Annotated in this window: 12 protein-coding genes; 3 read left to right on the top strand and 9 right to left on the bottom strand. The window is 72.0% G+C overall.

The window, feature by feature from the left end:
- A partial coding sequence (locus tag MFF42_RS15415; protein WP_238256527.1) for an MFS transporter occupies positions 1–1,007 on the bottom strand: 1,007 nt, incomplete at its 3' end.
- 131 nt (positions 1,008–1,138) lie between these two features.
- On the opposite strand from MFF42_RS15415, the gene MFF42_RS15410 reads away from it, so the two are divergent.
- Entirely contained in the window at positions 1,139–1,429 is a 291-nt protein-coding gene (locus MFF42_RS15410; protein ID WP_238256526.1) for a hypothetical protein, read from the top strand.
- Here MFF42_RS15410 and MFF42_RS15405 read toward each other — a convergent pair.
- From MFF42_RS15405 to MFF42_RS15385, 5 genes are all read right to left on the bottom strand, one after another.
- Positions 1,405–2,511: an ABC transporter permease gene (locus tag MFF42_RS15405; RefSeq protein WP_238256525.1), complete on the bottom strand. Its 1,107-nt coding sequence runs from the start codon at positions 2,509–2,511 to the stop codon at positions 1,405–1,407. The genes MFF42_RS15410 and MFF42_RS15405 overlap by 25 nt on opposite strands.
- Positions 2,508–3,431: an ABC transporter permease gene (locus MFF42_RS15400; protein WP_238256524.1), complete on the bottom strand. Its 924-nt coding sequence runs from the start codon at positions 3,429–3,431 to the stop codon at positions 2,508–2,510. Before MFF42_RS15400 ends, MFF42_RS15405 begins: the two co-directional genes overlap by 4 nt.
- A complete protein-coding gene (locus tag MFF42_RS15395; protein ID WP_238256523.1) occupies positions 3,428–5,026 on the bottom strand; it encodes a peptide ABC transporter substrate-binding protein in 1,599 nt (532 codons plus the stop codon). Before MFF42_RS15395 ends, MFF42_RS15400 begins: the two co-directional genes overlap by 4 nt.
- A gap of 263 nt (positions 5,027–5,289) precedes the next feature.
- On the bottom strand, positions 5,290–5,727 hold the full coding sequence (locus MFF42_RS15390) for a GlcG/HbpS family heme-binding protein (protein WP_238256522.1): 438 nt from the start codon (positions 5,725–5,727) through the stop codon (positions 5,290–5,292).
- A gap of 82 nt (positions 5,728–5,809) precedes the next feature.
- Complete coding sequence (locus tag MFF42_RS15385; RefSeq protein ID WP_238256521.1) at positions 5,810–6,262, bottom strand: OsmC family protein; 453 nt, start codon at positions 6,260–6,262, stop codon at positions 5,810–5,812.
- Positions 6,263–6,441: 179 nt separating this feature from the next.
- Between MFF42_RS15385 and MFF42_RS15380 the strand changes: the two genes are divergently transcribed.
- Complete coding sequence (locus MFF42_RS15380) at positions 6,442–7,173, top strand: dihydrofolate reductase family protein (protein WP_238256520.1); 732 nt, start codon at positions 6,442–6,444, stop codon at positions 7,171–7,173.
- A gap of 33 nt (positions 7,174–7,206) precedes the next feature.
- On the opposite strand, the gene MFF42_RS15375 is transcribed toward MFF42_RS15380, so the two are convergent.
- The 3 genes from MFF42_RS15375 to MFF42_RS15365 all read right to left on the bottom strand — a co-directional run bounded on the left by MFF42_RS15375 (position 7,207) and on the right by MFF42_RS15365 (position 11,060).
- Positions 7,207–7,704 carry a hypothetical protein gene (locus MFF42_RS15375; RefSeq protein WP_238256519.1) on the bottom strand — a complete coding sequence of 166 codons (498 nt, stop codon included), beginning with the start codon at positions 7,702–7,704 and terminating at the stop codon, positions 7,207–7,209.
- Between the two features lie 305 nt (positions 7,705–8,009).
- Positions 8,010–9,035 (bottom strand): alpha/beta hydrolase, encoded by a 1,026-nt coding sequence (locus MFF42_RS15370; RefSeq protein WP_238256518.1) that lies wholly within the window; start codon positions 9,033–9,035, stop codon positions 8,010–8,012.
- A gap of 162 nt (positions 9,036–9,197) precedes the next feature.
- A complete protein-coding gene (locus MFF42_RS15365) occupies positions 9,198–11,060 on the bottom strand; it encodes an ABC-F family ATP-binding cassette domain-containing protein (RefSeq protein ID WP_238256517.1) in 1,863 nt (620 codons plus the stop codon).
- Between the two features lie 159 nt (positions 11,061–11,219).
- Between MFF42_RS15365 and MFF42_RS15360 the strand changes: the two genes are divergently transcribed.
- Positions 11,220–12,086: acyl-CoA dehydrogenase family protein (locus MFF42_RS15360; protein ID WP_238256516.1), on the top strand; the 867-nt coding region annotated here is incomplete at its 3' end.

The following is a 12,086-nucleotide window of genomic DNA, read 5'->3' as shown; positions in this document are numbered from 1 at the left end:
CCGAGGGCGAAGGGCAGCAGGTACCAGCCGACGTCGCCGCCCGGCACGTCGTAGAAGCGCTCCAGCACCAGCGCGTAGGTGAAGAACAGGGCGTTGTAGAAGAAGGCCTGCGAGATCATCAGCGCCAGCCCGACCATGGTCTGGCGGCGGCTCGTGACGAACATCGCCTGCGCCACCTCGGAGAGCGGCGTGTGGCTGCGGACCTTGAGCTTGAGGCGCCGCGACTCGTCCGGCGGGGGCAGGGTGATGCCCTCGTCGGTGAAGCGCTTCTCGATGCCCGTCACCACCCGGTCGGCCTCCGCGGCGTATCCGTGGGTGACGAGCCAGCGCGGGCTCTCGGGGATCCAGGTGCGCAGGAGCAGGATGACGAGGCCGATGCCGCCGCCGACGAAGAAGGCGATGCGCCAGCCCCAGGCCGGGTCGATCCATTCCGGGCGCAGCAGCGCGATCGACAGGAAGGAGCCGAGCGCCGCGCCGATCCAGAACGAGCCGTTGATGACGAGGTCGGTCCAGCCGCGCACGCGGGCCGGGATCAGCTCCTGGATGGTCGAGTTGATCGCGGTGTACTCGCCGCCGATGCCGGCTCCGGTGAGGAAGCGGAACAGGCAGAAGCTCCAGATATTCCACGACAGGCCCGTGGCCGCGGTAGCCATGAGGTAGAGGGCGAGCGTGATGAAGAACAGCTTCTTGCGCCCGATTCGGTCGGTGAGCCAGCCGAAGCCGACCGCGCCGACGACGGCGCCGACGAGGTAGGAACTCGCCGCCAAGCCGACGTCGAACTCGGTGAACGCCATCGGCTCCTTGCGCAGCGCCCCGACCAGGGCGCCCGCCAGCGTCACTTCGAGCCCGTCGAGCACCCAGGTGATGCCGAGCGCGACGATGACCAGGGTGTGGAAACGGCCGAAGGGCAGGCGGTCGAGCCGGGCGGAGATGTCGGTGTCGATGACCGTGCCGGCCGCGACGCGCTCGGGCGCAGTCCCGGCCTGACCTTCCGCTCGGCTCGTCATTGCCCCTCCGTTTACCCTGACTCGGTAAAAGTGTTCGCAAGTCCCACCCGGCGGCGGCCGGCGGGCGGGGCTTATCGGCGTTCGGAAACGCTTCAGGTTGTGGAATGGCCCCATTCGCCGGGCCACCCGCCATGACTTTTTTCGCGCACCGCACCGTCAGGATCCTGCTTCCCCCGCTTGCCGCCGGGCTCGCCGCCATGGGGGCCGTCATCGCGGTCTCCACCCTGGCGAGCGCGGGCGGCGCCGAGCGCTGGGCCCTGCGCCCCAAGGCGCCGCCCGCACCGGCCGCGTCGGAGCCCGCTCCGGTCGAGCCCGCACCCGCCCTGCGCGGATCGAAGGCCATCCCCGTGTCGGAGCTGCCCGGCGAGCGGCGCACGGTGCGCATCGTCTACCAGGGCTACCTGCCGGCCGAGTCCCGCTGAAAACGCGGATCCAGCGCCTCGCCGAGCCCGTCGCCGAGCCGGTTGAGCGCCACCAGGGTGACGACGAGGAAGCCGGCCGGCGCGGCGAGCATCCACGGCGCGGATTCGAGCGCGCGGGCGCCTTCCGCGATCAGCACGCCCCAGGAGGTGGCGGGCTCCTGCACGCCGAGGCCGAGGAAGGACAGGAAGCTCTCCAGCAGGATCACCCGCGGCACCAGCAGGGTCGCCGCCGCGATGATCGGCCCGAGCGTGTTCGGCACGATGTGGCGCACGAGGATCGTGCCCGTCCCCGCCCCCAGCGCGGCGGCGGCGCGGACGAAGTCGCGCCCCTTCAGGGACAGTGTCTGGGTGCGGACGATGCGGGCCATGTCGAGCCACTCGACCGCCGCCACCGCGACCAGCACCAGCCACAGCCCGGCGCGGAAGAACACCAGCAGCATGATGACGAAGAACACGAAGGGCAGGGCGTAGAGGATGTCGAGGAGGCGCATCATCAGCGCATCGACCGCTCCCCCGGCCATGCCGGAGACCGCGCCGTAGGCAACGCCGATCAGCAGGGCGGCGAGCGCCGCGGTGAGCCCGATCAGCAGGGAGACCCGCCCCGCGACGAGGCAGCGGGTGAGGAGGTCGCGCCCCAGCGCATCGGTGCCGAGGAGGAAGGTGAGTTTTCGGACCGGCACCTCGATGACGAGCCGGCTTCCGTCCGCGGACCGCTCCAGCACCGTGGGCTCGCCGAACAGGCCGGAGCGGGGCAGCAGGCGGAGGGAGCGCAGGTCGATCGGCTTTGCTGCCGACAGGGTCAGCCGCACCCGGTCGCCCTCCCGGGTCACATCCTCCAGCGCGACCCGCATCCGGAAGGCGAGGCGTTGGAGCGCCGGACGCACCTCGTCGGGCCGCGGATGGGCGGAAAGGCTCGGGGCGACCCGGACGAAATCGGGAAAGATCCGCTCGGGCGCGTGCCCGGTCAGGAACGGGCCGATCAGGCAGGCCAGCGCGACCAGAACGAGGCTCGCCAGCGCCGCGAGCGCCGGACGGTCGCGGGCGAGGCGGCGGCGGGCAAGGCCGGCGAGCGCGAGGCTCATGCGGAGAGCCTCACCCGCGGATCGAGGGCGGCGGCGACGAGGTCGGCGATCAGGTTGAAGGCGATGACCAGCACCGCCACCAGCACCACGGTGCCCATCACCAGAGTGTAGTCGCGGTTGAGCGCGCCCTCGACGAAGTAGCGGCCGATCCCGGGCAGGCCGAAGATGGTCTCGACCACCACCGAGCCGGTCATCAGCCCCGCCGCCAGCGGCCCCAGCGTCGCGACCACGGGGAGCAGCGCCCCGCGCAGGGCGTGGCGGGCGACGCGGGCGGGCGAGAGCCCCATGGCGCGCTGCGTGCGGATATGCGGCTGGATCAGCACCTCGCCGAGCGAGGCGCGGGTGAGCCGGGCGATACCCGCCGCGTGGGGCAGGGCGAGCGTGAGGACGGGCAGGACGAGGTTTCGCGGATTCCCGTCCGCCCAGCCGCCGACGGGGAGCCATGCGAGCCCGAGGCCGAACACGATCTGGAGCAGGGGCGCGGTGACGAAGTTCGGCACCGCGAGCCCGAGGGAGGCGGCGAGCCCCACCAGCCGGTCGGCAACCCCGCCGCGATGGAACGCGGCGAGGTTTCCCAGCGCCAGCCCCAGGGTCAGCGCGAGGACGAGGGCGAGGCCGCCCAGCGTCGCCGAGACCGGCAGGCCGCGGGCGAACAGGTCGGTGACGGTGAGGTCGCGGAAGGTGAAGGAGGGGCCGAGATCGCCCCGCAGCAGGCTCAGGAGGTAGCGCCCGAACTGCACGATAAGCGGCTGGTCGAGGCCGTAGACCCGGCGCAGGTTCTCCATCGCCGCCGGCGGCAGCGGCCGCTCCAGGTCGAACGGGCCGCCCGGCGCCAGCCGGATCAGGAAGAAGCTGCCGGCCACGACCAGGAACAGGGTCGGCAGGCTCTGCGCAATCCGGCGGGCGACGAGGGCGATCACGGATCGAGCCGGAGGTAGCGGGTGGGGGCGACGTTGCGGATGTTGGGGTGCATCCCGTGCAGGCGCGGCGAAACAAGCGCCTTCGAGCGGTAGTGCAGCAGCGGGATCCAGGGCAGCTCGTCGAGCACGATGGTTTCCGCCTCGAACAGCATCCGCGCGCGGGCCTGCACGTCGCGCTCCCCTGCGGCTTGCGTCAGCAGACCGTCGAAGCGCGCGTTCGACCAGCGTCCTGCGTTGAAGCCGTCATTGCCGGTGCGGAGCAGAAACAAGAAATTCTGCGGGTCGGAATAGTCGGCGATCCAGGACATGCGGGCGAGGTCGAAGGCGCCGCCGTCGCGCAGGTAGGCGAAGTGGGTCTTGGCGTCGGTGGAGACGAAGCGGGTGACGACGCCGATGCCGCGCCACGCATCCGCCAGCGCGATCGCGGTGTTGCGGTTGTTGTCGGTGACGTTGAAGCGGTACTCGACGGTGAGCGGATTGCCCGGCCCGTAACCGGCCTGCGCCAGCAGCCGCAAAGCCTCCTCCTCGCGGTCGATCGGCCCGTCGTCGCGCCCCGGCAGGAGCGGGGGCGACAGGGCGTTGTCGAGGCCCGGCGGGCAGAACGAGTAGGCCGGGGCCATGGTCTGGCCCCAGACGATCTCGGCGAGGAACTCCCGGTCGATGGCGAGCGAGAGGGCGCGGCGCACCCGCGCGTCGTCGAAGGGTTTCTTGCGCAGGTTGAAGGCGATGGCGAGAAGGCCGAGCCCCGGCCCGAGCTGCACCTGCGCGCCGAACCGGCTCTTGAGCGAGGCGATCTGGTCGGCGGGCAGGTCGGAGAGGGAATCGATCTCACGCCCCGCGTAGCGCCGCACCGCCGCGGCGAGATCCGGGGTCGGGACGACGTCGACCCGCTCGATCGGGATCCGGGCGGCGTCGCGGTAATGCGGGTTCTTGATCAGCGTGATGCGGTCGTTCGGCACCCAATCGACCAGGGCGTAGGGGCCGTTCGAGACGAGGTTGCCGGGCTTGGCGAAGGCGTCGCCCCAGCGCTCCAGCGAGGGGCGGTGGACCGGCAGCGAGGTCTGGTGGGTCAGGAGTTCGAGGAGATAGGGCACCGGCTCGGCGAGCGCGATCTCCAGGGTGCGGGGATCGGGGGCCGCCGCCCCCAGGGTCTCCGGCGGCGCCTCACCCGCGTTGACGGCGGCCGCCCCGCGGATCGGGAACAGCACCTCGGCGTATTTCGCCGCCGTCTTCGGATCGAGGATGCGGCGCAGGGAGAACAGGAAGTCGTCCGCCGTCACGGCCTCGCCGTTCGACCAGCGCCCGTCGGGGCGGAGACGGAAGCGGTAGGTGAGGCGGTCGTCGGAGACGGTCCAGCTCTCGGCCATGCCGGGGATGATGGCGCCGTAATTGTCGTAGGTCAGCAGTCCCTCGAACAGGTCGCGCAGGATATGCGCCTCGGCGACCGTCGAGGTCTTGTGCGGATCGAGCGTCTCCGGGTCGGCGTCGTTGCCGCGGCGGTATACCGGCGCGACCGCTCGCGCGGGGGCGGGCAGGGCGAGCCCGGCGGCCAAAGCCGCGCCGCCGTGCAGGACGGTGCGCCTGGGGAGGGTCATGGGACAGGCCGCGCTCGGACGGCCAATTCACCCCCCTCTCCCCGCCCGCGGGGAGAGGGCCGCGTCTCCCCCTCGTCGGGGAGCGCGGCGAGGCGGCAGCCGAAGGTGAGGGGGCGTGTCCGAAGAAACCTCATCCGGGGATACTCCCTCACCCCCGCTCCGACTTCGCTTCCGCCCTGCACGACAGGGTGCAAGGCGGCCTCTCCCCGCCCGGCGGGGAGAGGGGCGTTGCGGCGTTCACGTCGAAGAGACACCAGAGCCTCTCAAGCCCCCGTCTCCCCCTTGAGCCCGGCCGCCTCGATGCCGGCCAGCGCGCAGATCTCGTCGTTGTCGGAGGTGTCGCCGGAGATGCCGACCGCGCCGAGCAGGCGCCCGTCATGGTCTCGGATCAGCACGCCGCCGGGCACCGGCACCAGGGCGTCCGGGCCGACGAGGTGGCTCACGGCGGCCACGAAATGCGGCTGCTCCTCCGCCCGCTTGGCGATCGCCCGCGAGCCGAGGCCGAGCGCCAGCGCGCCGTTGGCCTTGCCGCGGGCGACGTCCGCCCGGCGCAGGGAGGTGCCGTCCTCGGCGGCCAGGCACTTGAGGGCGCCGCGGGCGTCGTAGACGACCACCGCCAGCGGCTTGAGGTTTCTCTCGCGGGCGGTCTTCAGGGCGGTCGCCACGAGGGCCTGGGCGGCGGCGAGCGTCAGGTCGGTCATTCGAATGTCCTCGCGACTGTCCTCGAAGGAAGGCGTCATCGAGGACATGCACCGGCAAGGCCGGTTTCGCCAAGCACCGGCCTCAGGCGATCGTCACCGCGGTGCGCACCGAATTGGCGATGAAGCAGGTCTCGTGGGCGTCGTGGTGGAGCGCGGCGAGCCGCTCCGCATCGGGGCTCTCGCCCGCCCACGCGATGCGCGGGTGCAGCACCACCCGCGTCACCGCCTGCCGGCCGGGGGCGATCTCCGCCATCGTGCCCTCGGCGTGGTCGCGGTAGGCGCGGGCGGAAAAACCGGCGAGCCGGGCGACGTGGAGGAAGCTCAGCATGTGGCAGGTGGAAAGCGCCGCCACCAGCATCTCCTCGGGATCGACCGCCGCCTCCACCGCCCACTTGCCGACGACGTGCGGCGAGGCCGAGCCCGCGAGTTCGACCCCGCCGTCGAAGCGCACGGTGTGGCCGCGGCTGTAGCGCCCGGCCAAAAAATCCTCGCCCGCGGCGAGCGCCCATCGGACATCCGCGGTGTAGGTCGCCATGTGTCGCCTCCCGAACCGTCGCCTCTCGAACCGTCGCCTCCCGCTCCCTCGGCGGCAGCCTATCCGGCGCGGGTGCCTCCGGCCAAGCCGGCGGCGCGTCGCCGCGGCGGTCCGCCCTGGCCCGGTCGGGCGGCCGGTCTAGTTCCGCCCCCATCATCGAGAGCAGGAACCCGGAACCCATGGCCGACACCGCGGAGCGCCCTTACGTCCTGTGCCACATGACGACCTCGGTCGACGGGCGCATCAAGGTCCGGCGCTGGACCACCATCGACGCGGATTCCCACTACGAGGAAGTCCACAAGCGCCTCGGCGGCGACGCCTGGATGTGCGGGCGCATCACCATGCAGGGCTACGCCGACAGCGCGAAACCGCTCGCCTCGGAGCCGCCGGACGGGCCGGTGTCGCGCGAGGATCACGTCGCCCGCACCGGCGCGCCCGGCTACGCCGTGGCGCTCGACGCGCGCGGCGCGATGGATTGGGGCGCGCGCAACGACATCGAGGGCGATCACGTCATCGTGCTCACCACCGGCCAAGCCTCGGACGACCGCCTGCGCCGGCTCAAGGCGGGGGGCCAGTCCTACATCCTGGCGGGCGAACGGGAGGTCGATTTCGCCCTGGCGCTCGCCAAGCTGAAGGCTCTGTTCGGCATCGAGCGGCTGCTGGTCGAGGGCGGCGGGCGCATCAACGGCTCGATGCTGAAGGCGGGGCTCGTGGACGAACTGAGCCTGCTGCTGGCGCCGGCCGTCGACGGCGTGATCGGCACGCCGGCCCTGTTCGACGTCGAGGGCGGGGAGGACGCGTCCATGGGCGCGCGCCGCCGCCTCCTGCGCACCGCCTGCGAGCCGTTCGACGACGGCACCGTGTGGCTGCGCTACCGGATCGAGGCGGTGTCGCCGTCGTCGGGCGCCTGAGCGGAGCCGCCCGCGCGTCGGCGTGACGGTGCCTCAGTTCTCGGACCTGCGGCGCGGAGGCGATGCCTCGTCCGTGCCGCTCGCCCGGCCATGCTCGGCCATGTACGTCCGGACGATCTGGCCCAGCGCCTCGCCCGCCGAAGGACGAGCCGGTTGCGCCCGGCGCCAGCGTTCGATCGAATCGACCAGATCGCGGGTCAGGATGGTGTCGAGGCGCGGCGCCGGGGCAGAGCCCCCACGGATGCTGAGGCCGAACCGCGATAGCGTGAACGGCAGCTCTCCGCCCTGCGTCAGATACAGCGTCACCGGGACGGCTTCTCCTTCCACCAAGCGGTTGAGCACCGTATGGGCCGCATCGAGCGGCAGGCCGAAGCCGGTCAGAGCCTCGGCGAGGCCGACGGGCCGCTCGATCGGAGCGCTGGCCCTGAGAACGACCTCAACGGGGATACCGGAAGGCAGGCGGTCTTCGGCCGCGGTGAGGCCCTGTTCCCGTCGTTCTCTGAGCGCCTTCAACGACAACTGCATCGACATCCGCCTCGGTTCGGATCGCGGCCCCAATGGCGTTCAGGCCGGCACGGCCCAGAGCTCCTCTGGAAAGTCCCTCGATGTGCGCCTCGCGAAGGGTGAGCGTGCGGCCCCTCCACTCCAAGCGGCAGAGGATTCGGACTTGTCCGGCCGGCGTCTCGATCTCGATGAGCGCCGTGTCGGCCTGTCCGACCTCGCGGATCGTGATCGAGACGGAGCTGGGTGGCCACATGCGGCGCTCATGCCTCGCCTTCCCGTGTTTACAACAGAAGTGGGTCGGGGAGTAGCGCGGTCGAGCGGCCGTGAGGCGTTCACGTCACCGGATCGGTGGGTCGGGCTTTGCGAACAGCAAGGAACGCGTCGTAGGCGTCCGTCACCGCCGCGCGATCCTCGAAATGCGGGAAGGCGCCGGTGGGGAGCCGTCGGATCGTCCAGTTCGGACGGCCCGCCACCTCGCCGACATGGCGGTAGTCGACGAAGTCGCCCCGCGCCCCGTGCACCATGAAGACCGGCAGCGTCAGCGCCTCGTAGACCCGCGTGGTGTCGTCGGGAAACAGGTAGCCCGACAGGAACGAGAACGGCGCGTGCTCGGCCCCCGGCTGGCGGGCCGAGAGCTGGTCGTAGGCGAGCAGGCCGTCGTCGATGGCGCGGCTGCCCCAGGTCTTTTCCAGGAAGAAGCGCATGCTCGGCCGGCTCACCAGCGCGTCGAAGAGCGGGCGGCCCCAGAGCGGGAAGGCGGCGAGCTGGCGCGCCAGCGGGTTGCCGCGGTGGGCGTCCTTCGGCCCGCGCCCGGAGAGGCGGGCGTCGAAGCCGGTCGGGCTGATGAGCCCCAGCGTCGCGAACAGGTCGGGCCGCTCCAGGGCGGCGCGGGCGAGATAGGCGCACGGCAGCGAGAGCGCGATCGCGTCGAGCGCCGCGCCGCCGTGGCGGCCGGCGATCTCGGCCGCCGCGTCGAGGATCGCGTCGGTCATCAGCCGGGGCGTGTAGATCCGGTCCGCCCGCTCCGAGAAGCCGAAGCCCGGCAGTTCGAGCGCGTAGACCGGGCGGCTGCCCCGGTAATGCTCGTAGAGCGGCTTCACCTCGTAGGCGTTGGCGGCCGCGTTGATCGAGTGGATCAGGAGGAGCGGCCGACCGCCCTGCGCATCCGCCGCGTAGAGGTTCACCCGGCCGGCCCGCGTGCGCAGGGCGCTGCGCCGCCCCGGCAGGGCCGGGGGCAGGGGGCCGGCCCGGTTCAGCCCGAGATGGCTCCAGGCGATCCAGGCCCCGGCCGCGGCGAGCGGCAGCAGGGCGAGGGCCTTGCCGCTCCGACGGGTCACGGGATGGCTCGTGCCGCGCATGGTTCCTCCGCTCCGGCTTCGCGTCCGACAACGCGGGGCGCGGGCCGGCGTTGCCGGGTCCGACGACCGGCGGTTTACGACGCGACGGCCATCCGCGAGGCCGCGGCGGGCGCTCGCGCGGGAGCCGGCCTGAGCGCAGGCCCTGGCAGCCCCGCTTCGGCCTCAGGCCGCCTCGATCTCTCCGCTCACCTCCAGCCACTCCTCCTCGGCCTTGGCCAGCGCCTCGGCGGCCTCGGCGCGCATGCGGGCCAAGTCGCCGGCCTTGGCCGCGTCCTTGAGGAAGGCGGTGCCGTCGGCGAGCGCCGCATCGATCTTCGCGATCGCCCCCGACAGCTTGGCCATGCGCGCCTCGATCCCGTCGAGGCGCTTCTTCAACGGGGCGAGCGCCGCCCGCCGCTCCACCGCCGAGCGGCGCGCCTCGGCCTTCTGCCCGCCGCTCCCATCGCCCGACGACTCAGTCCGCTCCGGGCCGGCGAGCACGAGGCGGCGGTAATCGTCCATGTCGCCGTCGAAGGTCTTCACCGAGCCGTTGCCGACGATCCAGAGCCGGTCGGCGCAGGCCTCGATCAGGAAGCGGTCGTGAGAGACGAGGATCACCGCGCCCTCGTAGTCGTTGATCGCCTCGACCAGGGCCTGGCGGCTCTCGATGTCGAGGTGGTTGGTCGGCTCGTCGAGGATGAGGAGGTGCGGCCCGTCGAAGGCGGCGAGCCCCATCAGCAGCCGCGCCTTCTCGCCGCCGGAGAGCTTTTCCACCGGCGTGTCGGCCTTCGAGGCCGGGAAGCCGAGGCGGGCCGCGGCCGAGCGCACCTTGGCCTCGGGGGCGTCGGGCATGCGGTCGCGGACATGGGCCACCGCGCTCTCGGACGGGCGCAGCTCGTCGAGCTGGTGCTGCGCGAAATAGGCGACCTCCATCTTGGAGGAGCGCTTCAATTCCCCCGCCAGCGGCGGAAGCCGGCCGCCGATCAGCTTGCAGAAGGTCGACTTGCCGTTGCCGTTGGCCCCGAGCAGTGCCACCCGGTCGTCGGGGGCGAGGCTGAGGTTGAGCCCCGACAGCACGACCCGCTCGCCGTAGCCGGCCTGCACCCGCTCCATGGCGACGATCGGCGGCGAGAGCGGCTTTTCCGGGCTCGGCAGGTGGATCACCGGCGCCTCGTCTTCGAGGAGGGCGGCGATCGGCTCCATCTTGGCGAGCCGCTTCATCCGCGACTGGGCTTGGCGCGCCTTGGTTGCCTTGGCCTTGAAGCGGTCGATGAAGCTCTGGAGATGCGCCCGCTCGGCGTCCTGCTTGGCCTTGGCCTTCGCCTGGAGCACCCGCTTCTCGGAGAGCTGGCGCGAGAAGCTGGTGAAGCCGCCGCGGTAGATCGTCAGCTTGCCGCGGTCGAGATGCAGGATGTGATCGACGGATGTGTCGAGCAATTCCCGGTCGTGGCTGATGATGATCGCCGTGCGCGGGTATTTCTCGAGGTAGTCGTAGAGCCAGAGCGTGCCCTCGATGTCGAGGTAGTTGGTGGGCTCGTCGAGCAGCAGCAGGTCGGGCTCGGAGAACAGGATCGCCGCGAGCGCCACCCGCATCCGCCAGCCGCCGGAGAAATCCGAGCAGGGCCGCGCCTGGGCGGCCGCGTCGAAGCCCAGCCCGTGCAGGATCGCCGCGGCGCGGGCCGGGGCCGAGTGGGCGCCGATATCGACGAGCCGCGTCTCGATCTCGGCCCGGCGCAGGCCGTCGGCGGTCTCGGCCTCCCGCATCAGCCGGGTGCGCTCGAGGTCGGCGGCGAGCACCACCTCGTGCAGGGTCTCGGGGCCGGCGGGCGCCTCCTGCGCCACCGCGCCGATGCGCATGCCCTTCGGCACCGAGACCGCGCCGGCATCGGTCGGCAACTCGCCCAGAATCGCCCGGAACAGAGTGGTCTTCCCCGCGCCGTTGCGGCCGACCAGCCCGACCCGGGCGCGATCGGGGATCGCGAAGGTCGCGGCATCGAGGATGACCCGCTCGCCGATGCGGTAGGTGAGATCGTTGACGCGCAGCATGGGCGGCGTTCTGGGGGCGGGCGCGACCGAGCGCAAGAGCGGCGGCGCAGCGGCGGCTCTCCTCCCTCTTGTGGGGAGGGGAAAGTGCCGGGACCGCGAACGTTTTGCCAACTTGAGCGTTCGGCTCCGACGAACAACCGCACGTTACGGGGAGGGGTCATGGGCCGATCGGACTTCAAGGCGCCGCGCCCGCCGGAGCTGCTCTCGCCCTGGCGCACGGAGAGACGCGTCGCCTTGCAGGAGGAGGCCCGCGATTTCGCCCGCGACGTGATCCTGCCGCTCGCCGACGAACTCGACCCGCAGAAGGGCGAAATGCCCCGCTCGCTGATCGACGCGATGGCGCAAAAGGGCTGGTTCGGCATCACCATCCCCGCCGAGTATGGCGGGATGGGGCTCGGCGTGTTCGAGTACTGCCTGATCTCGGAGGAACTCGCCCGCGCCTGGCTCTCCACCGGCTCGATCCTCGCCCGCGGCCAGGGCCTCGGCACCCAGACCCTCGACGACGAGAGCCGCCGGGCGCTGCTCGCGAAATCCGCCAGAGGCGAATGGATCGGCTCGATCGCGCTGTCGGAACCCACCGCCGGCTCGGATCTCGCCGGGGTGCAGACCCGCGCCGTGCGCGAGGGCGACGAATGGGTGCTCACCGGCACCAAGCGCTGGGCCGGCTTCGCGCTGGGGGCCGACTTCATCGAGGTGCTGGCCCGCGTGCGCGACCCCGAGCCCGGTGAGCCGCGCTCCGCCGGGCTCGAACCCTTCCTCGTGGTCAAGGAGCCCGGCACCTTCCCCGAGGGCATGACCGGCACGGTGATCGACAAGATCGGCTATCACGGCTTCCTCACCTTCGAGCTTCGGCTCGACGGCGTGCGGGTGCCCGAGCGCGACCGGCTCACCGGCCTCTACGGCGACGAGGGGGCGGACGCCGATTCCGGCGGCTTCGCCTCGGTCCAGCGCGGCCTCAACATCGCCCGCGTCCACACCGCCGCCCGCGCGGTCGGCGTGGCGCGGGCCGCGGTGTGGACGCGGGCG

The organism is Methylorubrum podarium, assembly GCF_022179745.1.
Taxonomy (GTDB): domain Bacteria; phylum Pseudomonadota; class Alphaproteobacteria; order Rhizobiales; family Beijerinckiaceae; genus Methylobacterium; species Methylobacterium podarium.
Note: the sequence above shows the minus strand (reverse complement) of the source record. Positions and strands in the feature narration are given on the sequence as shown.